The organism is Rothia mucilaginosa (assembly GCF_901875305.1).
Lineage (GTDB): Bacteria > Actinomycetota > Actinomycetes > Actinomycetales > Micrococcaceae > Rothia.
In genome coordinates, this window is sequence record NZ_CABFLY010000003.1 from 155,498 (window position 1) to 177,218 (window position 21,721).

Below are 21,721 nucleotides of genomic sequence, written 5' to 3' on the forward strand. Positions count from 1 at the left end.
TCGTGAAAGAGCTCTACATCGCTACTAATAACGGTGATATGGGCGGCGGTGAAGTCATGCTCCTGAACGTGGCTCGCGCAGCTCGTAGCCTGGGCTATAAGGTCACCATCGTCGGCCCTGACGAACCTAATCAGCTTGTGGAGGCGGCCGCCGATGAGGGCTTCGCCCGGGTCGTGCTTCCGGTGAAAAACCGCGCCCAGTACATGCTAGCCCTGCGCGCCTGGCACGCTCGCCACAAAGATGTTCTGCTGTGGTGCAACGGGCTGGTGCCTGCTGCCGCAACCGGTGGTCGTAAGAACCGCATCGTGCACCTGCACCAGCTACCGGCCGGATTGAACGCCAAGCTGGTGCCTTTCGCCCGCCGTAAGGCTTCCGTGACCCTGGTGCCCAGCCGCTATGTGGAGCACTCCTGCCCGGGCAGCGAGGTTTTCGCGAACTGGGTGAGCGGCGTATCTACCGCCCTAGACCACAGTGTGGGCGACCGCCGCCTGCGTGTAGGGTACCTGGGCCGTCTGACTCCCTCGAAGGGCATTGCGACCCTATGCTCGGCAATGAGCGCGTTGAACGCTGACGAGGTCACCTACGACCTGATTATCGGTGGTGAACCCGTGTTCGCCTCGGATGAGGAGCGCGCCGAGGTGGAGGAAGCGCTGAAGCAGGTGTCGTCTTTCAGCACCCGACTCGGCTGGACCACCCCGGACCAGCTTTTTGGCTCCATCGACATGCTGGTGGTTCCCTCCATAGCACCTGAGTCCTTTGGTCTGGTCGTGGCGGAGGCGATGAGCGCCCGCATCCCCGTGATTGTGAGCGATGCCGGCGCCCTGGCCGAGGTCGTAGGCGGTGAATCCTACCCCTACATCGTCTCGGCCGGTCAGCCTCTGGACCTGGCCGCCGCCATCAAAACCCTTGGGGAGGAACTGCGCGAGAACTCCTCTAGCCTGGCGGAGCGCACCTCCGACTTGTTCTGGCGCTGGCAGGAGAACTACTCTCCCGAGGCGGGCAAGGCGCGCGTGGGCGAAATTCTGGAGCGCTTCGCCCGGTAGCCCCTTACCCGAATTCTCCCAACGGGATATTTCACTCAAACTCTTATCTCACATCAACCCGAAGGAAAAGCATGACGACTCACCGCTATAAGGCTGCGGTCATTATCCCCTCTCGTGGTGGCGCAAAGATTCTGCACTACCCGCTGGACGCGCTTGCCGAGCAGACGGAGAAGGATTTCCAGGTCATCGTGGTCCTCGACGGCGATATCGATAACAGCGAGGCCGTGGTTGACCGCTACATTGCCGAGGGCAAGCTGAACCTGACCAAGATTGTTTTTGAAGAGAATCGCGGTCGTGTGGCAGCGTTGAACGCTGGCCACCGCGCGGCTGATGCCGATATTCTCATTCGTTGCGATGATGACCTGCAGCCGGCCCCCGATTATGTCGCTAACCAGATTCGTCTGCACCGCGACTACGACGGAGTGATTGGCACCCTCAAGAACGTGTACCCGGATACTCCCTACTCCCGCGTTTACGGTAACTTCCGTGACGCGCGTTTCAAACAGGGCGCCCTGAGCGTGGCTGAGGAGGGACGCTGGCTGTACTGGAACGGAAACTCGTCGATTTCCGCTGAGTTCTACGAGCGTACCGGGGGATACGATCCTGCCTACCGTCTTTACGGCTGGGAGGACGTAGACATGGGAAAGATGGTGCACGACGCCGGTGGCCGCATCATTATTTCTGATGAGGTTGAGGTTAAGCACTATGCTGAGGCTACCACCACCGCGGTGCGTGCTCTGCGCGCACTGCACTCGGGATCTGCTCGCACGATTTTCGTTCGTAAGCATGGAGATACCGCGCACCCGGCTCCGAACCCGAGCGGCCCGTGGGGTTTCGCGGTGAAGACCCTGGCGCGCTTTACGACCGAGAAGACTATTAAGACCCTGGGCGATGCGAGCGATAAGATTCTGCTCAAGCTGCCCGCTAAGGTAGCTGAGAAGCTGGTGGCTCTGCAGGTTGAGGCTGCGTCCTATGCCGGTATTCACTACCCCGAGCGTGCTCAGAAAGTTTTTTAGGAGGGAAAAGAAAATGTCGCTCACTCAGTTCTTGACCTCCGCTCCGTTTACCGGGCCGAAGAACCCAGACGCGGTTCTGAGGGATATTCCGAAGGGCATGAAGAAGGTAGCGCGTTTGGTGCGCCGTTACGTACCCTTTGTGAGGCCGGAGGCGAAGGAAGAGGTTGCGATTGCGCACGACTACCTGACCCAGCGTGGCGGTGCTGAGCGCGTGGTCTTGGCTATGCATCGTGCGTTCCCAGATGCCCCGATTTACACGACCCTGTACGATCCGGAGGGAACGTTCCCCGAGTTCAAGGACGCGAAAATCATCACGAGTCCTTTGAACAAGATTGGCTACCTGCGCCGTAACCACCGCATGGCTTTGCCGATTCTTCCGTTGGCTTCCTCCCTTCTGAAGGTTCCCGCGGAGCGTGCCGTTGTGTCGACGACGGGTTGGGCACACGGCTTCAACTATGCGGGACGTAAGTTTATCTACTGCCACTCGCCGGCCCGTTGGCTCTACTTGAGTGATCAGTACCTGGGTGAGAAGAGCACCGGCCCTGTTCCGTTGTTGCTGAAGACGTTGCGTCCGGCGCTGATGTTGTGGGATCACTGGGCGGCACACCGCTCGGCGGTTTACGTGGCGAATGCCAGCGTCATTAAGAAGCGCATCGAGAACGTATACGGTAAGAAGGACGTTCCGATCTTCTTCCCGCCGCACTCTGTGGACCCTAAGGCCCCGACGGAACCGATTCCGGGCTTCGAAGAGTTCATGAGTGGAGATGATTACTTCCTGATTGTCTCGCGTCTGCTGCCCTATAAGAATGTGGACAAGGCCGTGGAGGCCTGCAATAACCTGGGTAAGAAGCTGCTGGTGATCGGTCACGGTCCTGAGAAGGAACACCTGCTGCAGATTGCGGGTGACACTATTCGGATTGCCTCGGGTGTAACGGACGCGCAATTGCGCTACGCCTACCGTCACTGCCTGGCGTTGCTGGCGATTTCCTATGAGGACTTTGGCATCACCCCGTTGGAGGCTGGTGCGAGCGGCAAGGCAGTCATCGCGTACCGCGCGGGTGGCTTCCTGGATACGATTCAGGAAGGTAAGACGGGTGTGTTCATCGATCAGCCCACGGTGGAACAGCTACAGGCGGCTCTGGAAGTCTTCAACCCGAAAGACTGGGACGCCGACTATATCCGTGAGCACGTGGACGGTTTTTCGGAGGCACGGTTTATCAGCCGTTTGAAGACCTATATCCATGCGCTTCCCGAAGACCAGTAAGGACGCTTTGCCCACTCGTTCGTAGAGTCAAAGAGGCGGGGCGGTCAGGCTTAAGAGTCTGACCGCCCCGCCTCTTCCCGTAGGCGCTATGCTTTTACGAACTGTTGAGAGGCCTCTAGAGGATCTCCAGGAGGTTCTTGGAGAGCAGGTCGGGGATGAACGCTCGAATCTGCGGCGCAATCACCTCAACTGGTTGCTCGTAGAGTTCGCAGATGGTCTCAATCGCTTCCTCTTCGCTCGTGGGCTCTTCAAAAATATCCCAGATGATGGAGGCCGAATCTTGTAGGATAGAGTGCTCCCCGGTGTCTAAGTTTGCAATATAGGTGGCGGTGGGGGAGTATTTGGCGAACTCCTCAGAGTGTACGTAGGCGATGTTCTTGGGAATCCCATATACAGGTGCTGTCTGAGGAGAATCTGCGGAAACCGTCATTTTTTCACCTCGATTCCGAAGCGTTCGAAGAACTTGGTACGCACCTCGGCACGCGTGGGAGTGCGCCCGAGTTGCATTGCTAAATGGTCCTTATTGACGAAGAAGATGTTCTTCAGGGTGCGTAGCTTATCGCGCAGTGTGGTCGCCGACCGGAGCCTACCAATCCACTGAATGTAGTGGGGGACGTCCTGCGAAACGGAAAGCCACAGCAGGTAGTCACGGTCACCTCGGTATTGTTCAAGCCCACCCATGGCAGCGCTGTAGGCCAGGTTTGAGTCGAGCTCGTTGGCTCGTTCCTTAAGGCGTTGCCAATCGGCGTAGGACATGCGGTTCACTAGATAGTTGATGTCCGCGCTGTACCGAGAAGCAGCGCGGGCACGGTGTAGCACCACGATAAGACGTGCATCCAGGTCTGAGGGGACCGTACAAGGCCGGTGAGCGATGAATCGGGTATGGCGGGCAGCCCAGACACGGTCAAAGGTCTTTTCGTAGTCGCCGTGGCGGCCGAGACCGGGGAAGAACCGATGGATGTCGGTCAAACCCCAAGAAGCGTGGTAGAGCGTCATGGCGTGCTCGAACACGGAGCCCGTCTCGAAATGAGCTTGGATACGCCATCCGTCTGCCAGGAGGATCTTCACGAAGCGGTCTACCTGTGAGGGGCGGACCAGCAGGTCAGCGTCGGAGCTGTACCTACCCTTGCGATAAATCTCCTGCGAGAATGCATAGCCCTTGATGTGCAGAACATCGATGGAATGCGCATCGGCTATATGTTGGAAGTAGGCATGCGCAAGCCGAATCCGTGCCGCGAGCGGGGTGGTGAGCGGCTCCGGGGTATTGGCGGAGTGAGTGGTCACAATAACCTTTCGGTGCACCGGTCTATACCAAATAAGTATACGGCGGGAGGGACAGAAACACTGCCCTTCCCGCCGTATGTTGCTCCCCGTGGGGAGAGGTTTGAGAGGTTATGCCTTGGGGGTCGAGGACTTCGACTTCGAGGACTTCTTGTCTCCGTCCTTACCGTAGCCGTAGTAGGTTGCGTAGCCCACGTAGGTGCTTGCGTAACCGAAGCCGTAGTAGGAGTTACCCAGGCCCTTACGGGGTGCACGGTTCAGAACAAGGCCGAAGAGGTTTGCGTTGACCTTCTTCAGGACGTTCGAAGCTTCGGTCATCTGCTCACGGTGGCTACGGCCAATCGAAGCGACCAGAATCACGCCGTCCACCGAGTTGGAGAGCAGCGATGCGTCGGTCACGGGCAGTAGCGGCGGAACGTCGACGACCACAATGAACTCTTCGGAGAGTTCCTTGACGAGCTGGCGCATCTTGTCCGAACCTAGAAGCTCGGAGGGGTTCGGGGGAATGCGGCCCGCGGGGAGCACGAAGAGGTTCGAATCGCCTAGCTGGTGCACAGCGTTTGCAATCTCCACCTGACCGGCCAGGACCTGGGTCAGACCGACCTTAGCGTCGAGCTTCAGCTTCTTAGCCACGGTCGGGCGTCGGAGGTCGGCGTCAATGAGGATGACGGGCGAACCGGCGTCAGCCAAGGAACGAGCCAGCGAGAGCGACACGGTCGACTTACCTTCACCAGGCACAGCGGAGGTGACGATGAAGGAGCGCGGGGGAGTATCGACATTCACGAAACGCAGGTTGGTACGTAGCTGGCGAATCGATTCCTGAGCGATGTGGTCGTCAGTATCACCGTTCACGATGTTCTCTTCGCTCAGGTCCTCACTGACGGGCAACACACCCAGGATGCTGGTGCCGGTTGCCTTGGTGGCGTCATCGCGGGTTCGGATACGCTGATCCAGTGCGCGGCGCAGGAAGATAGCTGCGTATACCAGTACCAGACCCACGCCAGCACCCATGAGAGTGTTCTGCTGGTAGTTCGGGGATACTAGCGGCGGGTTAACGCTCGCGTTATTCAGCGGAATCACACGGACGGTATTGCCATTCGCAGAGGTAGCCGCGGCAGCGTTATTATCGCCGTTGACCAGAGCCTGGGCATTACCGGGGTTCTGCTCAATCTCATGGATGTAGTCTGCGGTAGCCTGCAGAGCGCTGTTTGCCAGAAGCTGTGCGTTTTTCGGGCTGGAAGCCTTAGCACTCACGGTGATGAGCGCTGCGTTCTCGCCTGCGCTAGCGGACAGGCTCGCGCGAATCTGGCCGGTGCTCAGGTTGGATAGGTCAGCGTTCTTCTGCTTAATCCTCTGAGCCACAGCCTCCGAAGAGACGATGGCTGCGTAGGAACGCGCACGTTCCTTAGCAGCAGAGGAGCCGGAGAGCACATCCACCGTACCGGACTCGCCCACGGTCACGTAGCCCGAGGACGATGCGGCGTACACCTTCGGCTGCAGGGACGCATAGCCGAAGCCCGCCACGGCACCAACGATGATGCCAATAATCAGTAACCAGAGGTTAGCCCTCGTGGTGCGGAAGAATTCCAAAATGGTCATAGTAGTGAGAATACTCCAGAAAGTTTGAGTTAGTGTGTACCCGTGACGTGGAGTATTGCCGCGGGCGGTGAAGGGATACGGTATATCCCCTGGGTTGCGGTGTGAGGCTTAGCGGAGCAGGCCGAGCAGGTAGCTTCCGTAACCACTCTTGACGAGCGGGGTAGCAATCTCGCGGAGCTGCTCGTCGGAAAGCCAACCGTGACGCCACGCAATTTCCTCTGGGCAACCAACGGACAGACCCTGGCGGCTCTGGACAGTGCGGATGAAGTTCGTGGCATCAGCGAGTGAGTCAAAGGTTCCGGTATCGAGCCATGCGGTGCCGCGCGGCAAAACCTCAACCTTCAGTTTACCCTGTTCCAGATAGACGCGGTTGAGGTCCGTGATTTCCAGCTCACCGCGGGGTGAAGGCTTAATCTGGTGGGCGTACTCCACAACCTTAGAGTCGTAGAAGTACAGACCCGGAATTGCGTAGTCGCTCTTGGGATTCTCGGGCTTCTCCTCGATAGAGAGAGCGTTGAAGTCCTCATCGAATTCCACCACACCGTAAGCACGGGGGTCGGCCACGCGGTAGGCAAAGACGGTCGCACCGTCCTTCTGCTCGTAAGTGGCCAGCTGAGTTCCCAGACCGGGGCCATAGAAAATATTGTCGCCGAGCACGAGCGCTACGGGATCATTTCCAATAAAATCGGCTCCCAGAATAAATGCCTGAGCCAGGCCGTCCGGGGAAGGCTGAACCTTATATTCGAGATTAATACCAAAACGAGAACCGTCACCGAGCAAACGCTTAAACTGCTCCTGATCGGCCGGAGTGGTAATAATCAAAATATCGCGAATACCCGCAAGCATCAGAGTGGACAGCGGGTAGTAAATCATCGGCTTGTCATAGACCGGAGTGAGCTGCTTGCTAATACCCTGAGTGATAGGGTGCAAACGGCTACCGGTACCGCCGGCAAGAATAATTCCTTTCATAACTACATATTGTGTCATGTTTATCTCTTTGTTGAGGTATAAAAATCGCTCTTTAGCCAGGTAAAATTTACCGTATGGCTCACATTCTTGTTACCGGCGGTGCCGGTTTTATTGGTTCGAACTTTGTTCACCACCTCATCGATAACACTGATCACACTATTACTGTGCTGGATAAAATGACCTACGCCGCAAATGCGGCGTCTTTGGAAGGTCTTCCCGAATCTCGTTTTAAGCTCGTTGTCGGCGACATCGCAGATCGCGAGCTGGCAGACGAACTGGTTGGCAAGGCTGACGCGGTTGTTCACTACGCAGCGGAGTCGCACAACGACAACTCGCTGGCCAACCCCGAACCCTTTATCCACACCAATCTGGTGGGTACCTTCAGCCTGCTGGAGGCAGTCCGCAAGCACGGAACCCGCTACCACCACATCTCCACCGACGAGGTCTTCGGTGACCTCGAGCTGGATGATCCCGCCAAGTTTACCGAAACCACCCCCTACAACCCCTCTTCCCCGTACTCCTCCACCAAGGCTGGCTCTGACCTGCTTGTGCGTGCCTGGGTTCGTTCCTTCGGCATTGAGGCCACCATCTCGAACTGCTCGAATAACTACGGTCCTTACCAGCACATTGAGAAGTTCATTCCCCGTCAGATTACTAACATCCTCTCGGGTCTGACCCCGAAGCTGTACGGCGAGGGCCTGAACGTGCGTGACTGGATTCACGCATCTGACCACTCTTCTGCTGTGTTGCGCATCCTGGAGCAGGGCAAGATTGGTGAAACCTACCTCATCGGTGCAGATGGCGAAGAGAACAACATCACCGTTCTGCGCACCATCCTGCGTCTGATGGGCAAGGACGAGAACGACTTCGAGCATGTGGTTGACCGCCCCGGTCACGACCTGCGCTACGCCATCGACGGTAGCCGCCTGCGCGCAGAACTCGGCTGGGAGCCGAAGTTCACTGACTTCGAGTCCGGTCTGGCAGACACCATCAAGTGGTACACCGACAACCGCAGCTGGTGGGAGCCCTTGAAGGCTGAGGTTGAGGCAAAGTACGCGAAGGCTGGTCAGTAATGACCAAGGAGCTGAAGGTTACTGAGACCGAGATTCCCGGCCTGCTCATCATCGATCTGCCGGTTCACGGTGATAACCGCGGCTGGTTCAAGGAGAACTGGCAGCGCGAAAAGATGGTCGCCGCCGGTCTGCCCGACTTCAACCCGGTGCAGAACAACATCTCGTTCAACGCTTCGGTAGGTACCACCCGCGGTATCCACGCCGAACCGTGGGATAAGTACGTTTCTGTTGCGACCGGGCGTATCTTCGGCGCGTGGGTTGACCTGCGTGCCGGCGAGTCCTTCGGTAAGGTCGTCACCGTGGAACTGGGCCCGGACACTGCAATCTTCGTGCCCCGCGGCGTGGGTAACTCCTTCCAGACCCTGGAAGAGAATACCGCCTACACCTACCTGGTAAACGACCATTGGTCGGCGGATGCAGTATCCGGCTACAGCTTCCTGAACCTTGCCGATGAGACCGTCGCAATCGACTGGCCTATCGACCTGGCGAAGGCAGAGCTCTCCGAGAAGGACCGCAACCACCCGCGTCTGAACGAGATTAAGCCCCTGGAAGCCGACCCGATCCTGATTATTGGCGCTGGCGGTCAGCTCGGCACCGAGCTGGTTCGCCAGCTCACCGAGCAGAACGTACCCTTCCTGGCTGTGGATCGCGACCGCCTCGACCTGGGTAAGCCTGAGCAGTGGCGCGACGCATTCCGCTGGCGCTCCTTCCGTGCGGTCATCAACGCTGCAGCGTACACTGCCGTGGATCAGGCAGAGACCCCCGAGGGCCGTCGTGACGCCTGGGCTGCCAATGCTCTGGGCGTGAGTGCGCTCGCCTCCATCTGCGAGGAAGCTAACCTGCCGCTGGTACATGTCTCCACCGACTACGTGTTCGACGGCTCCCTGCCCCTGGGTGAGGAGTACCCGGAGGATTACCCCTTGGCACCGCTGAGCGTCTACGGTGCGTCCAAGGCAGCCGGTGAGGTGGCCGCCGCCGCGTGGCGTAAGCACTACACCCTGCGCACCAGCTGGGTTGTTGGTGCCGGCAAGAACTTCGTGGGTACCATGGCGTCCCTAGCTGAGCGTGGTATCGACCCGTCCGTGGTCGCCGACCAGTGGGGTCGCCCGACCTTTACCCAGGACCTAGCCGCAGCGGCCCTGCACCTGCTCTTCTCCGGCGCAGAATACGGCACCTACAACGTGTCGAACACTGGTGAGGTCATCAACTGGGCCCAGTTCGCCCGCGCGGTGTACGAGGGTACCGGCCACGACCCGGCGCGCGTCAGCGACACCACTACCGAGGCATACTTCGCCAACGCTGAGCTCTTCGCTCACCGTCCGACGAACTCGGCAATGGACCTGTCCAAGCTGATTGCTACGGGATTCACCCCGCGCGATCACCGCGAGGCGCTGGCCGCCTACCTAGCAGAAATGGGCTCCTAATCCTTAGAGATATGGCCCTATATCTGCTGATAACAGCATAAAAGGCGTGAAAATCGCCATATCACAGGTTCCCGGCTCTTGAAGAAGAGCCGGGAACCTGTACAATAATGTCTTGGCCAAGGCGAGGGCCACCGCAAACGCGGTGAGCCGTTATCGACGAGGTGGCGTACGGATTCTTCATCCGCGCCGTTTCTCTTGGCGCGTTATGTACAAACTACAGAAATGGAGAACCCCATGGCTGAAATCAAGATTGTTGCAGAGCCCCGCGTTGACTTCGGTAAGGGCTACGCACGCCGCGCACGCGTTGCAGGCAAGATCCCCGCTGTTATCTACGGCAACGGCGCAGAGCCCAAGCACGTAACCCTGCCCGGTCACGAGACCACCATGGCAGTTCGTCAGGCAGACGCAGTGCTGGCTATCGAGGTTGAAGGTGAGACCATCAAGGCTCGCGTTCAGGACATCCAGCGCCACCCCATCCGCCCCGAACTGCAGCACATTGACCTGGTGTTCGTTGCGTAAGTAGCGGATTTCAACGCTTATAAACCGGCATAAGCCGGGCTGGGAACGGCCCGCATCCTCAACAAGAGGTGCGGGCCGTTCGCGCATCCCCCGAAGCTTCTAGAATTTTTTGAGGGCCCGAGAACACCCCCCCCTCGGAACGCCCCTCGAGAATTCGCCCAAGAACGTATCACAAGAGAAGGGTAGGCACAGATGTCAGATACGTGGCTCATCGTGGGTCTAGGAAACCCCGGCCCCAACTACGCTAAAACCCGCCACAATATTGGTCAGATGGTTCTGGACGAGCTCGCCAAGGAAGTTGGCGGCAGCTTCAAGAAACACTCCAAAGCCTCCGCGGTTGTGGTGGAGGGGCGCCTGGGCTTCGGCGGCCCCAAGGTCATCCTTATGAAGTCCCTCGGCTACATGAACACTTCGGGCGGCCCCGTCAGTGCCATCGCCAAGTTCTACGGCATTGACCCCGGCCACGTCATCGTCGTCCACGATGAGCTCGACATTCCCTTCGATACCATCAAGCTCAAGATTGGTGGGGGAGAGGGCGGCCATAACGGCCTGCGCGATATCACCAAGGCGCTGGGCACCAAGGACTACTACCGCGTGCGTACCGGCATCGGCCGTCCGCCCGGACGCATGGACACCGCAGACTTCGTACTCAAGCCCTTCAGCAGCACCGAGGTGAAGGCCCTGCCGTTCCTCATCTCGAACGCCACGGATGCAACCGTCATGCTCATCAAGGAGGGCCTGCAGGCTACCCAGCAGCGCTACCACGGCGCCGCATCCTAGTTGGTTGCCTCACCCGCTGTGCGCCCTGCGAACTAGGCTCTACCTAACTATGCAAGAGCCTCGCGAGGGAATAAGCTAGAAAAGAATGACGTTATACGCTCCACGACGGGAAAATACCCGCCCCGTGGAGCGTATGAGCGAGAAAAGAAGGTACCCGTGGCTGAATACTCCACCCCCGCCAATATCCCCCTGAGCGACGACGTTGTGCGCCAGCTCCGCCAGGACTTCCCGATCCTCAATACCGAGGTCAACGGGCACCCCCTGGTCTACCTGGATTCTGGGGCGACGAGCCAGAAACCCCTGCAGGTTCTCGACGCAGAACGCGACTTCTACCTGCACGCCAACTCCGCCGTACACCGCGGCGCACACACCCTTGCCGTCGAGGCAACCGACCTCTTCGAAGACGCCCGCCGTACCGTGGCCGGCTTCGTGGGCGCCACGGAGGAAGAGCTGGTGTGGACCTCCAACGCCACCGAGGCGCTGAACCTCATCGCATACAGCATCGGTAACGCCTCCCAGGGTATTGGGGGCGAGGCCGCGAAGCGCTTCGCGCTGGGTCCCGGCGACGAAATCGTCACCACCGAGATTGAGCACCATGCGAACCTGATTCCCTGGCAGATTCTCGCCCAGCGCACCGGCGCAACCCTGCGCCACATCCCCGCCACCGTGGACGGCCGCATCGACTACGAGGCCGCCGCGGGTATCGTCAACGAGAAGACTCGCATCCTGGCCTTCACCCACGTCTCCAACGTGACCGGCGCGATTACCGACGTGCCGCGCCTGGTGTCCCTGGCCCGCAAGCACGGCGCGCTCGTCGTGCTGGATGCTTGCCAGTCCGTACCGCACATGCCCGTGGACTTCCACGCCCTGGACGTCGACTTTGCTGCCTTCTCCGGCCACAAGATGCTGGCCCCCACCGGTATCGGTGCCCTCTATGGCCGCGCGGAGTTGCTGAACGCCCTGCCGCCCTTCCTGACCGGTGGCTCCATGATTACCCGCGTCGGATTGCAGGACGCCGAGTACATGCCCGCCCCCATCAAGTTTGAAGCCGGTACCCAGCGCGTTTCGCAGGCTGTCGCGTTCGCTGCCGCTGTGCGTTACCTACAGCACCTCGGCATGGAGAATGTCGCAGCCTGGGAACACGAACTGGGCGCCCGCCTGGTTGAGGGCGTTCAGAAGATTGAGGGCGTGCGCCTGCTGGGCCCGACCGATCCCTCCCAGCGCGCGGGCCTTGTGGCCCTCGCCATCGATGGCGTGCACCCGCACGACGTGGGCCAGCTACTCGATACGCAGGGTATCGCCGTGCGCGTGGGCCACCACTGCGCCCAGCCGCTGCACCGCTGCGCCGGTGTAACCGCCTCGACCCGCGCCTCCACCTACATCTACAACACGACTGAGGATGTGGACGCCTTCCTGAAGGCCCTCGCAGAGGTGCGCCCCTACTTCGGCCTCTAATCTCTACGGCGCGCACGGCGGACCCCGAACATACCCGGGCCGCCGTGCGTGGCCGCGTTATTCTCACTAGACGATTCAACACACGGAAGAAGACCAAAATGTCTCTCGAAGCTCTCTATCAGGACATCATCCTGGAGCACTCCAAGCAGCGTACCGGTGAGCACCTCGTGGAGGTCCCTGCGGGCCACGCGAGCGCAGACAATCATCAGTACAACCCCACCTGCGGTGACGAAATCAACCTGCGTGTGGTGCTTTCTAATGAGCTGAAGGACGGGGAGAAGACCATCGAATCGGTCTCCTGGGAGGGTGACGGCTGCTCCATTTCGATGGCGGCTGCCTCCGTACTCTCGGAGATGGCTCCGGGCATGACCCTCTCCGAGCTGCAACGCCACGTGGACGCGTTCCGCGAGATGCTGCGTTCCCGCGGCCAGGTTACCCTGGACGAGGAGGAATACGGTGACATGGCCGCCTTCGCTGGTGTTTCGAAGTTCGTGGCTCGCGTGAAGTGCGCGATGCTCTCCTGGGTTGCCGTGGAGGAGGCCGCTAAGGAAGCCGCTCTGAAGGACTAGTACAGTCCGCGCGACTTCCACCAGCTCGTCGCTGGAGGGCCTAAAGATTGTTACGACGGAATGAGGCGGACGCTACAACGCGTCCGCCTCATTCCGTGTTTTATCCGGGCCCCATGGGAAAAGATGACTGGTAAAATAATAGGTGCGGTTCGCCTAACCAGCGCCCCGCGAGGAACCTTTTCCGGACCAGCCCCGCCCCGCAGAATGGGGCGGATGCGTTCCTCACCCTCCGACCCCCTCAGGGCGCCGGAGCGACCATCGCCGCTACCAACCACAAGGAACCCCTCATGATTATTGGCTACGCCGCAGGTGCCTACGACCTCTTCCACTACGGTCACCTTGAGATTCTCCGTAAGGCTAAGGAGAACTGCGACTACCTGATCGCTGGTGTTGTGCACGACGACGTCCTCGAAATCACTAAGGGCCGCCGCCCCGTCATCCCCATTGAGGAGCGTGCCGCCATCGTCAGCCACATCGACTACGTGGACGAGGTGCACATCGAAACCACTCCCGACAAGCTTGAAACCTGGAAGCAGAAGCCCTTCGACGTCTTTTTCAAGGGTGACGACTGGAAGGGCACTGAGAAAGGCCGCGCCCTCGAGGAGCGCTTCGCAGAGGTAGGCGTGAAAGTGCACTACTTCCCCTACACCGAGCACACCTCCAGCACTAAGTTGCGCAAAGTTGTTGACCTACTTGAGGCTGAGCACGACCTGCGCGCGGAGATGCACCGATTTGCCGAGCTGCTGGGGGACCGCGAGTACTCCGAGGCGATTGTCGCCTCCTAAACTGTGCCGCTCTCGTAACCGCTGAGACGAATGAATCCCCGCTACCTCATTGGGTAGCGGGGATTCATTTAACCCTCGTGAGGCCCGGTTGTACGCCGGCCTAAGGGGCAGGAACGATTAGCGCTGAGCGATCCACTTCTCGGCGGAGGTGCCCAGAACCTTCAGCACGCGGCCAACCTGCGGCTCAGCTGCGGCGGCAATCTTCTTACCCACCAGCGGAATCGAGCAGGAAACCTCGCCGTTGACATCCAGACGGGTCTTGTCGCCTTCGGGGATTAGGTGCTGGGTGGCGCTGGCCGAGACAGGGATACCGTTGACCTTCACCTCGGTTGTGACGGTGCGCGCACCGTCAGCTGCGGGGGCGCTCACGTTGTCCACCTGGGTCATGGAGACACCGTTGCCCACGAACTTGCGGGCGATATCCGGAACACGATTAGCCGGGATGGTACGCTCGGTGGTTGCGGTGAACTCGGCGGAGGTGTCACCGGAAACCGAGAAGCTACCGAACTCGACGCCCACCTCGGAGCAGACGAAGCGAGCGAAATCCTCGCTAGAGAGAGCCTCAACGACCTGCTCGACGCTTGCATTGATGACGGTCGATTCCTGAACTGCCATGAGATTTTCCTTTCGTAGTGCGCGATAAACCCCGCGCATCATTCCTCTTTAGGATACGGTGCGCGGGGTTTCGCAGCCTAATAACACGATGCGAATCCGGCCGAGAATACGCCGTAGGCAAACAGCGGCGGCGGGTCCATACCCGCAGGTCGCCGCGTTCTCGACCGGGGTTTCGCGTGCCGGTCTAAGATGCAAGACCCCAGAGCGTCCTGCAACGAATGGGGGAGCGGGCCGAAATACTCAGCCCGTAGCGCTAGGGGCTGGTACTAGGCGCTGGGAGCCATAGCGTCGATGCGTGCCATCTCAGCCTTGCCCGCACGATGCGCGCGAACGGCCTGCTTGCAACGGCTCCAGAAAGAATCGCGGCGGTGGGTCTTACCAGCCAACAGATTATGCAACTCCTCACCCAGCTGGGCTGCGGAAATTTCCGGAGTAGAAACGTAGGGCTCGGCAGTGCGGAAGAGAGAGGGGTTCGACAGCGCCAAATCCAACTTGTGGAAGAGGTCCTCACGGCTCTCCACCACAACGGCGTGGCCGCGCTTCTCCATCAGAGCGGTGAAGGGGACCTGGTGGTTATCAACAACCTCGTCGAACTCCGCGCGGCGCGGAACGGCCAGGGGCAGGGCACCGGTGCGGCGTGCATCCTGGATGGAACCGGGGCCGCCCTGAACCAACACAACGCTCGCGTTGGCGTAGTAGTCCAGCAACTCGGCAGCGGGAAGAAGCTTCAGATTGTCCGCGTGCTTAATGGGCGCAGTGTGGCCATGCTGCACGAGGCAGGTGACCTGCGGGTGAGCCTCAAGGTAAGCCTCAACCCAGCGCAGAAGACGATCAAAAGTATGAACGTCGGTGCCAAGAGAAACCACCAGATCGTACGTCTTCGTCGGGATACGAACCGGCGCGACAGCGGGAGTAAATACGGGCAGGTCGAACTTGGCAGTATCGACACTGACCTGGGGGAAGTTCTGAATAGACATTGCCTATTCCTCTCTATGTATTTATCGGTAGTAACCCCGCATATCCGATGCAAAAATCCGGAGGGCATCGTATGGATATACGCGGCGGCGTCGTGCCGGAGAGAATGGTGAGTAATCCCCGCATACGCTTCTCTGACGAGTGGTTAGTTCGTGTGGATGGTGAGTCCCCAGCGAAGCGCACGACTTTTCATATATCTGTATGTTTAATAGATACTATACCCCGAAAATAATGCCCTCTATGCACGTGAGGGCATTATTTTCGGGATAGGTTAATCACTCTTAAAAAATAGGGTGAATCACGCGAGAATCAGGGAAATTCTTCTGCTGCTCATCGCTCTGAACAATGATGCGATCAGCAATGGTGTACAGCATTTTACCCGTCATCGTCGGCAGAGTCGGACGGTCAAAACACTCGATATACAGAGTCTTTACCCTGAAAAGCTTCGCCGCAACAAAGAACGGGACCGCGACGCCCGCACCGGCGGAAACCACCGCATCCGGACGTTCCTTCGGAAAAATCCGAAACGCCAAAAAAAGGTTACGAATAGCATTCTTAATATTGCGCGTCGTCGGATAATACGCCCAATAAGTCTTTTCGCCGGCCAACGACGATTCCACGTCAGGCTGCTTAAAGCTGACCCACACGCGGTCGTAATCCTGCCAGGCAGCGGCAGTAGCCGTCAAATGCTTCAAATGACCACCGCTGCTGGAAACCAACAAGAGCTTAGGTCGGGCCTGGGCAGAAGTTGCCTCAGTCATAAGTATTCTCCTAATACCCCACAAAGGGAGAAACAAAAAAGTGATGAGCAGCTGGGACTCGACACATCAGAATCGCCGAGCCCCACGCCATAGAGTGAATACCCACTCGGGTGTGCCCCGACGCTACTCACGATCCAAGAAGACCGCCAGAGAGGTGACACCCTCCAGCTGATCCAGCTGCTGGAACAGCTCACGCACCGGCTTCAAGGAAGTAGCCGCGGTAACCGGAACCAAAGCCAGACCCGAAGCCTGCACGAAACGCAACTGAGTGGACAGGGGAGTAGCGGTACTCAAGCTGATGACCAGCGGAGCCTCGCTCCTGGTCACCATCGACTCGGGGGTGTAACGGGTCAGATCCTCGCGTACCGAAGCATAATCGGTGAAACGGGCGTAATCGCTGGGCAGAACGCGCTGCAGCATCTGGTACAAGTGCTCCACGCCGCGGTCAGTACCCGGCATAATGGCCACACCGGAAGCGCCCGCGCTCTTGATATCACCATCGGGAGCACCCACGGTACGCAGCAGCATGAACGCGTCATTCGCCTCGGAAGTCGAACCCAGCTCATGCACAGGAATACCCGCATCCTGCAAACGGTCAGCGTACCCGATGTGACGCATCGTACGGTCGCGGCCGTACGCCACAACCAAACCAATCAGCAGACCCGCCACAGCACCGACCACGCCAAGCTTCACCGGGCCCAGAGACTTCGAAGAGCTCGGAACCTGAGCCTGGCTCATCACACGGCCACCGGCGAGGGAAGTCAGCTGAATCTGAGCGCGACGCTCCTGCAACTGGGATACCAGGGCGTTACGGTTCGCATCCCCCTCCATTGAAGCGATCTGCTCGTCCAGCTGCTTAGTTGCCGAGTCCACGCTGCTCTTGAGAGCATCGGAACGAACCTGCAGGTAGGCATTCGCCATAGCGTTTGCATAACGCGCGGCATCATCTGCGTTGGAGCGAGTGACCTCAATATCCAGCACCGAGGTCTGGGAGGTACCGGTCACCTTCACAGAGTCCATAAGACGACTGGTCAGCTGCGCCTCGGAGAGGGTATCGCCCTCGCTAATCAGAGTCTTAGCGGCCTGAGACGCCACCTCACGAGAGGACGCAACGCGCGACTCGGTCGCAATGTCAACCTTGGCCGAGTTCGCACTACCGGTACCGGCAGGATCCACCACCATCGGGTAGACAACCAGAGCAGCCTTGGCAGTGTACTTGCCATTAGTCACATAGCCATACGCTGCACCGGCTAGAGCAAACACCACGACCGATACCAAAATCAGCAGGGGATGACGAAAAATACGGCGGACCTGGCTACCCAGCGTCACCGAGGAGTTGTGAGAGGTGTTATCCATGAGGACATCCTTGGAAGAGAAAACGGACACTAATATCGGAGAAAATTGGAAGACTAGGAAGTAGCGGACTTAGCACGACGAGCCGAAAGGAACCGCTCGATGCCTAACGCCTTACGGAAACGGAAGAGCACGCCGCCGTACACCGGCACCAGAAGAACCGCATACACGATGACGCCCAGTACGCTCTGCCCCAGCAAAAGCAACGCCACCAGCGCACACACCGTAGGCACCGCGGCCCCCAGGAACAACGAGGGAGCCATCTCACGCCACGAGGCACGAATACCCACCAGGCGGAAGACCTGATAGCTAGCCAGGAACGTATCGATCAGCAGAGCCGAAGACCAGGCTGTCACCGCACCGTACAGTCCCCACACGGGAACCAGGGTGAAGTTCAGGACCACGGCCACGACCAGCGAGGACAGCTTATTTAGCAGCTGCCAGCGGCTCTTACCGCTCATCAACAGCACGGACTGCACACCGCCAGCACTCATCGAGAGCATCGCCGCCGGGCAAATCACCCAGAGAATACCCGCACCGGATTCGAAGCCCTTACCAAAGAAATGCAACAGCACAGGGCCGAAGAACGCCAGGGACAGGTAGAAAGGCCACGACAAAGCCGTCAGCACACGCGTGGTGGACAGGAAGATATCCCGAGCTCGATCCAGCTGACGGGTCGCCAGCGCCGCACTAATCGACGGGCCAGTCACCACGCGACCGGTGTGCTCAATCATGGTGCCCACGCGGACGCAACGGTTGACCGCACCATAGACACCACCAGCAGCCGCACCCAGGAAAGCTGTCACCACCAGCACATCAATCCACTCAAGAATCGTTTCGACCACGGTAGCAACGCCGCGGGCCGAGCTGAAGCTCCAGAAAGAACGGAAAGTCTCCTCCGGGGAATCCTCAGAAGGCAGGACCTCCATATGCTCCTCATTCGGAAAAGCACGCTCCAACAACCACAACGCCACAATAGCGGTAATCGCCACGGGCACGGTCCAGGCGTAGACCAGGTCCATCAGCTGACCCGAGAACAGCACAACCAGTCCCACCGCGGCAAAGCGCAGCGTCGGCAACAGCACATTCTGAAGCACCGTAAAAGTCACCACACGGTGCAGACCACGCAAGGCACCAAAGAAAACCGTCATGAGCGCCGCAATCAGCACAAAAGCCGAGCTGACGCGCATAGCGGCCTGATACTCGGGAGCCATAGGCACCAGGAACGAGTACACGTACACGCCCGCAATGAGGAAAACCGAAGTCACCAGCGAAGGCACGAGACCATAACGGATGAGCTGCGGGAGCAACCCATAGCGTCCCAGAGCACGCTGCGCCGAGATAGTACGCACCAGGCCGGTATCCGCACCGAAGGTCACGAGCGAAATCGCAATCGCAAACAGCGCCATCAGACGGAAAAACTCGCCCGAACCCGCCGCACCAATACCATTGGAAACCACCATCGTGGTGACAAACGCGATGCCAGCGCCGTACATCACACACAGCGAGGCCAACGAACCACTCTTAGCAAGGCTAGGTTGCTTCTTGCCCTGCCCCACCTTGGCTACCTGAACCGCGCTTGCGGAGGAGGCACCGCTCACAGAACCTGACCGCACCATACGGCGAGACCCCCCGCGATGCGCACCACCCGGGCGCACATCGGCGGACTCAACCGAAGCAACGGAGGGAGAGGACTCGGAAAACGCCGAACCGTCCCCGGCAGAAGCAAAATCCTGAGCGGGAGGCACAATCGGCAGGGCCGTAGTGGCCGGGAAACGACCCGAACGAATATCGTCCACAGTGGGGACGAACTCGTCGTACTCCTCGGCCAGTGCGACCTCCTTGGCTAGGGCCTGCGCCTCCTTACGTAGACGGGCCCGGCGGCGGGGATGCCCGCCACCCGAGGCCATATCAGCAGGATTCGTCATAGGCCCTCACCCTCCTGAACTGAGCGGAGACAAGCCATCGAGGCGAGCAGCAGAATACTCAACTGCGCGATATCGAAGCTGTAGAAGATGAAGACGACGCAACTAGCTACCGGCAGACTGTGCAACCAGTACCCCGCCGCGGTCCTCACTCGGGCCCCTGCCACTATAGTGCTCAGAATGAAGAACAGGAACAGTGCCAGACCCACAAAACCAAAGCAGAACATGAGGGTCCACAGGTAGCCCTGAGTACCCATCGACACACCGATGCTCGGCTCCATACGCGGAGTTCCATACCCAATGATGGGGGACTCGAGCGTAGCCTTCCACGTAGCCCGGTATAGGGCAGCACGCCCACCCGTCGAATCGGAGTAATCCTGTCGACCCAGAATGTGGTCCACAGTACCGGAGACGAAGAGAGCCACCACCACAGCCATGATCGCCGCAACACCAATACCCACAGCACGCCAATTGGCAGCCAGGAACTGACGCAATAGAACGTAGGCGGCGCTGATGCCCAAGCCAATGAACATACCTCGGTTACTGGTAGCAATCGCGGGGACCGTGGAAAGGGTCATTGCGATGAGTAACGCGATACGCATCCAAATGGAGCGCAGGCGCAACAAACAGGCGAGCATCACCGGGGTAAGTAGCGTATAGGCCAAGCCCCAGCTATTGGCGTAAGGGAAAGGCGCGGAGGGACGCACATACGCTTCGGGAGCACCCCAGGGGCGCTGAACCTCAGCTAGAGGAGGCAACATGTAGTCGCGCACAAGTGGGTTCTGCATGAATCCCGAAGGCATGATAAAGCTCATGGGGGTACGTAGACGGAACTCGGGGAAGAACACGCCGCCATAACCGAGCACAATGAGCGTGCCCCACAGGGTCGCCAGGCCGCCCATCAGCTTGTTGAGACTGATGGATGAGCGGGCATTGTAGTAGTAGAGGGCGTAGATACCAGCGCTGAGGATATTGACGAAGCGCAGACCCCAACCGATGATGTCGGTTGAACGAGTTAGGGCAAGCGCCGCAACCACAACCCACAGGCTGAAAGCGGCCCACACCCACAGCGGGCCAGGAACCCGCACATTACCTCGGATAACCAAGTAAAAGAGCATCACTGCGGCCAGGATAATCGGGGCAATCTGCAGGATGCCCAACGCCCACAGTGCGGGGAAGCCGTAAAGTAGCGTCATGAGCGGCCAGGCCGGCAGTTTCTTCTGCGCGACCGGCTCGGGACGCAACCGTACCCGGGCGCGTGCAATGGCGCTGGGGAGCTCTTTCGCGGAGTCTTTCAGCGCGAGCGGTGAAACGCCCGGATAGGAGGGAACGGATGAAGTAACCATGTCTGTGCGGTATCCGGGTTAGAGGCCTCGGCCGGTCTTCTGGACGAGCTCAAGCAGGGTTGCGGGCTTAATGATGCCGGTAGAGACCACGTAGGCGGCCCAGGCTCGCAACTGCTTGGGGTCACGGCGTAGCGCGGCGCGTGCGTAGGCGCGTGCCTCCTTGTTATTACCCAAGGAAGCCTGAGCGTAAGCGACCTGACCGGCGATGCGTGCCAGGCCCTTAGGGTCCTGCTCGAATTCGGGGAACTTACGCAGGATGTAGGTTAGGCCGTCGACCATGGACTGCCACTTACCCGAGAAGAAGGAAGGCCGGTCCCAGAGCACCAGAATCAGCGGCTCGGACACGCTCAGGATGTCGCCGTGGCGGGTCGCGCGCAGCAACAGATCGTAGTCTTCGCCGTAGGCGGCGGGCAGTTCCTCATCGACCAGGCCGATGCGGGCAGGCTCACCATCGACGCCGAGCAGGTCCTCGCGGGAGTACAGCATGGCGGAGGGGTGAATCTCGGTGATGCGTGAGCGCAGGAAATCCGCGAAGGTTGCGCGCTCGGGCGCTAGGCGCACGATGTCTTGGCCGCCGGAGCGCACGGTGATGCCTGAGGAGATACCTGCGGCTTCGGGGTTTTCGCGCCAGAGGGCGACCTGCTGGGTGAGCTTGGAAGGCATCCAGTAGTCGTCGTCGTCGCAGAAACCAATCATGGCGCCGGTCGAGGCGAGGATACCGCTGTTGCGGCCGCCAGCCAGGCCGCCGGTGCGGGTGTTGGAGATGATCTTCAGGGCACGGTTTTCACCGACCTCGATGTCTTCGAGACGGTCGGGCTCAACACGGTCGAACACGACGATAACCTCGACGAAGCCGCGGTAGCTCTGATCCAGGATGGAGCGCACGGCCACGCGCAGCAACTCGGGGCGCTTGCCGTTGGTCGCGATGACGGCGGAAACGGCGGGGTTGCGAGAGGTGAAGTGCATCAT

At 59.4% G+C, this 21,721-nt stretch carries 21 protein-coding genes; 10 read left to right on the forward strand and 11 right to left on the reverse strand.

Annotated elements, in window-relative coordinates:
* The first annotated feature begins 2 nt into the window (after positions 1-2).
* From JX292_RS04825 to JX292_RS04835, 3 genes are all read left to right on the forward strand, one after another.
* Positions 3-1,043 carry a glycosyltransferase family 4 protein gene (locus JX292_RS04825; protein WP_239653642.1) on the forward strand — a complete coding sequence of 347 codons (1,041 nt, stop codon included), beginning with the start codon at positions 3-5 and terminating at the stop codon, positions 1,041-1,043.
* A gap of 71 nt (positions 1,044-1,114) precedes the next feature.
* Positions 1,115-2,059: a glycosyltransferase family 2 protein gene (locus tag JX292_RS04830; protein WP_204862089.1), complete on the forward strand. Its 945-nt coding sequence runs from the start codon at positions 1,115-1,117 to the stop codon at positions 2,057-2,059.
* A 13-nt stretch (positions 2,060-2,072) separates the two neighbouring features.
* Complete coding sequence (locus tag JX292_RS04835) at positions 2,073-3,323, forward strand: glycosyltransferase (protein ID WP_204862090.1); 1,251 nt, start codon at positions 2,073-2,075, stop codon at positions 3,321-3,323.
* Positions 3,324-3,438: 115 nt separating this feature from the next.
* On the opposite strand, the gene JX292_RS04840 is transcribed toward JX292_RS04835, so the two are convergent.
* From JX292_RS04840 to rfbA, 4 genes are all read right to left on the reverse strand, one after another.
* Complete coding sequence (locus JX292_RS04840) at positions 3,439-3,753, reverse strand: PqqD family protein (protein ID WP_204862091.1); 315 nt, start codon at positions 3,751-3,753, stop codon at positions 3,439-3,441.
* A complete protein-coding gene (locus JX292_RS04845; protein ID WP_239653643.1) occupies positions 3,750-4,607 on the reverse strand; it encodes a nucleotidyltransferase family protein in 858 nt (285 codons plus the stop codon). Before JX292_RS04845 ends, JX292_RS04840 begins: the two co-directional genes overlap by 4 nt.
* A 108-nt stretch (positions 4,608-4,715) precedes the next feature.
* Positions 4,716-6,203: a polysaccharide biosynthesis tyrosine autokinase gene (locus JX292_RS04850; RefSeq protein WP_204862093.1), complete on the reverse strand. Its 1,488-nt coding sequence runs from the start codon at positions 6,201-6,203 to the stop codon at positions 4,716-4,718.
* A gap of 108 nt (positions 6,204-6,311) precedes the next feature.
* Positions 6,312-7,172 carry a glucose-1-phosphate thymidylyltransferase RfbA gene (gene rfbA / locus JX292_RS04855; RefSeq protein WP_204862344.1) on the reverse strand — a complete coding sequence of 287 codons (861 nt, stop codon included), beginning with the start codon at positions 7,170-7,172 and terminating at the stop codon, positions 6,312-6,314.
* Between the two features lie 74 nt (positions 7,173-7,246).
* Between rfbA and rfbB the strand changes: the two genes are divergently transcribed.
* From rfbB to JX292_RS04890, 7 genes are all read left to right on the forward strand, one after another.
* The gene (gene rfbB / locus JX292_RS04860; RefSeq protein ID WP_204862094.1) at positions 7,247-8,245 is read left to right on the forward strand and encodes a dTDP-glucose 4,6-dehydratase; all 999 of its coding nucleotides are present in this window, start codon (positions 7,247-7,249) and stop codon (positions 8,243-8,245) included.
* Positions 8,245-9,669: a dTDP-4-dehydrorhamnose reductase gene (gene rfbD, locus JX292_RS04865; protein ID WP_204862095.1), complete on the forward strand. Its 1,425-nt coding sequence runs from the start codon at positions 8,245-8,247 to the stop codon at positions 9,667-9,669. The genes rfbB and rfbD overlap by 1 nt, the downstream gene beginning before the upstream one ends.
* Before the next feature lie 234 nt (positions 9,670-9,903).
* Positions 9,904-10,188 (forward strand): 50S ribosomal protein L25, encoded by a 285-nt coding sequence (locus tag JX292_RS04870; RefSeq protein WP_204862103.1) that lies wholly within the window; start codon positions 9,904-9,906, stop codon positions 10,186-10,188.
* Between the two features lie 192 nt (positions 10,189-10,380).
* Positions 10,381-10,968: an aminoacyl-tRNA hydrolase gene (gene pth / locus JX292_RS04875; protein ID WP_204862105.1), complete on the forward strand. Its 588-nt coding sequence runs from the start codon at positions 10,381-10,383 to the stop codon at positions 10,966-10,968.
* A 156-nt stretch (positions 10,969-11,124) separates the two neighbouring features.
* The gene (locus tag JX292_RS04880; protein WP_204862107.1) at positions 11,125-12,423 is read left to right on the forward strand and encodes an aminotransferase class V-fold PLP-dependent enzyme; all 1,299 of its coding nucleotides are present in this window, start codon (positions 11,125-11,127) and stop codon (positions 12,421-12,423) included.
* Positions 12,424-12,521: 98 nt separating this feature from the next.
* Positions 12,522-12,992 (forward strand): Fe-S cluster assembly sulfur transfer protein SufU, encoded by a 471-nt coding sequence (gene sufU, locus JX292_RS04885; protein ID WP_204862109.1) that lies wholly within the window; start codon positions 12,522-12,524, stop codon positions 12,990-12,992.
* A gap of 287 nt (positions 12,993-13,279) precedes the next feature.
* Positions 13,280-13,777: an adenylyltransferase/cytidyltransferase family protein gene (locus JX292_RS04890; RefSeq protein WP_204862111.1), complete on the forward strand. Its 498-nt coding sequence runs from the start codon at positions 13,280-13,282 to the stop codon at positions 13,775-13,777.
* A gap of 117 nt (positions 13,778-13,894) precedes the next feature.
* Here the strand turns inward: JX292_RS04890 and JX292_RS04895 are convergent, their stop codons facing one another.
* The 7 genes from JX292_RS04895 to JX292_RS04925 form a co-directional block, all read right to left on the reverse strand.
* Positions 13,895-14,392 (reverse strand): DUF2505 domain-containing protein, encoded by a 498-nt coding sequence (locus JX292_RS04895; RefSeq protein WP_204862113.1) that lies wholly within the window; start codon positions 14,390-14,392, stop codon positions 13,895-13,897.
* Positions 14,393-14,658: 266 nt separating this feature from the next.
* Complete coding sequence (locus JX292_RS04900) at positions 14,659-15,369, reverse strand: glycosyltransferase (RefSeq protein WP_204862115.1); 711 nt, start codon at positions 15,367-15,369, stop codon at positions 14,659-14,661.
* A gap of 279 nt (positions 15,370-15,648) precedes the next feature.
* Entirely contained in the window at positions 15,649-16,128 is a 480-nt protein-coding gene (gene pssD, locus JX292_RS04905) for a PssD/Cps14F family polysaccharide biosynthesis glycosyltransferase (RefSeq protein WP_204862116.1), read from the reverse strand.
* A gap of 123 nt (positions 16,129-16,251) precedes the next feature.
* Complete coding sequence (locus JX292_RS04910; RefSeq protein WP_204862117.1) at positions 16,252-17,484, reverse strand: Wzz/FepE/Etk N-terminal domain-containing protein; 1,233 nt, start codon at positions 17,482-17,484, stop codon at positions 16,252-16,254.
* Positions 17,485-17,537: 53 nt separating this feature from the next.
* A complete protein-coding gene (locus tag JX292_RS04915; protein WP_204862119.1) occupies positions 17,538-19,409 on the reverse strand; it encodes an oligosaccharide flippase family protein in 1,872 nt (623 codons plus the stop codon).
* Complete coding sequence (locus JX292_RS04920; protein ID WP_204862120.1) at positions 19,406-20,752, reverse strand: O-antigen ligase family protein; 1,347 nt, start codon at positions 20,750-20,752, stop codon at positions 19,406-19,408. Before JX292_RS04920 ends, JX292_RS04915 begins: the two co-directional genes overlap by 4 nt.
* An 18-nt stretch (positions 20,753-20,770) precedes the next feature.
* Positions 20,771-21,721: a glycosyltransferase family 2 protein gene (locus JX292_RS04925; protein ID WP_204862121.1), complete on the reverse strand. Its 951-nt coding sequence runs from the start codon at positions 21,719-21,721 to the stop codon at positions 20,771-20,773.

Bases quoted from the DNA above. Each gene is read 5' to 3' on its own strand.
- JX292_RS04920 (WP_204862120.1), bottom strand. From the start codon at position 20,752: ATGGTTACTTCATCCGTTCCCTCCTATCCGGGCGTTTCACCGCTCGCG.
- sufU (WP_204862109.1), top strand. From the start codon at position 12,522: ATGTCTCTCGAAGCTCTCTATCAGGACATCATCCTGGAGCACTCCAAG.
- rfbA (WP_204862344.1), bottom strand. From the start codon at position 7,172: ATGAAAGGAATTATTCTTGCCGGCGGTACCGGTAGCCGTTTGCACCCT.
- rfbD (WP_204862095.1), top strand. From the start codon at position 8,245: ATGACCAAGGAGCTGAAGGTTACTGAGACCGAGATTCCCGGCCTGCTC.
- JX292_RS04890 (WP_204862111.1), top strand. From the start codon at position 13,280: ATGATTATTGGCTACGCCGCAGGTGCCTACGACCTCTTCCACTACGGT.
- JX292_RS04925 (WP_204862121.1), bottom strand. From the start codon at position 21,721: ATGATGCACTTCACCTCTCGCAACCCCGCCGTTTCCGCCGTCATCGCG.
- JX292_RS04910 (WP_204862117.1), bottom strand. From the start codon at position 17,484: ATGGATAACACCTCTCACAACTCCTCGGTGACGCTGGGTAGCCAGGTC.
- JX292_RS04830 (WP_204862089.1), top strand. From the start codon at position 1,115: ATGACGACTCACCGCTATAAGGCTGCGGTCATTATCCCCTCTCGTGGT.
- rfbB (WP_204862094.1), top strand. From the start codon at position 7,247: ATGGCTCACATTCTTGTTACCGGCGGTGCCGGTTTTATTGGTTCGAAC.
- JX292_RS04850 (WP_204862093.1), bottom strand. From the start codon at position 6,203: ATGACCATTTTGGAATTCTTCCGCACCACGAGGGCTAACCTCTGGTTA.
- pssD (WP_204862116.1), bottom strand. From the start codon at position 16,128: ATGACTGAGGCAACTTCTGCCCAGGCCCGACCTAAGCTCTTGTTGGTT.
- JX292_RS04900 (WP_204862115.1), bottom strand. From the start codon at position 15,369: ATGTCTATTCAGAACTTCCCCCAGGTCAGTGTCGATACTGCCAAGTTC.
- JX292_RS04870 (WP_204862103.1), top strand. From the start codon at position 9,904: ATGGCTGAAATCAAGATTGTTGCAGAGCCCCGCGTTGACTTCGGTAAG.
- pth (WP_204862105.1), top strand. From the start codon at position 10,381: ATGTCAGATACGTGGCTCATCGTGGGTCTAGGAAACCCCGGCCCCAAC.
- JX292_RS04835 (WP_204862090.1), top strand. From the start codon at position 2,073: ATGTCGCTCACTCAGTTCTTGACCTCCGCTCCGTTTACCGGGCCGAAG.
- JX292_RS04895 (WP_204862113.1), bottom strand. From the start codon at position 14,392: ATGGCAGTTCAGGAATCGACCGTCATCAATGCAAGCGTCGAGCAGGTC.
- JX292_RS04915 (WP_204862119.1), bottom strand. From the start codon at position 19,409: ATGACGAATCCTGCTGATATGGCCTCGGGTGGCGGGCATCCCCGCCGC.
- JX292_RS04840 (WP_204862091.1), bottom strand. From the start codon at position 3,753: ATGACGGTTTCCGCAGATTCTCCTCAGACAGCACCTGTATATGGGATT.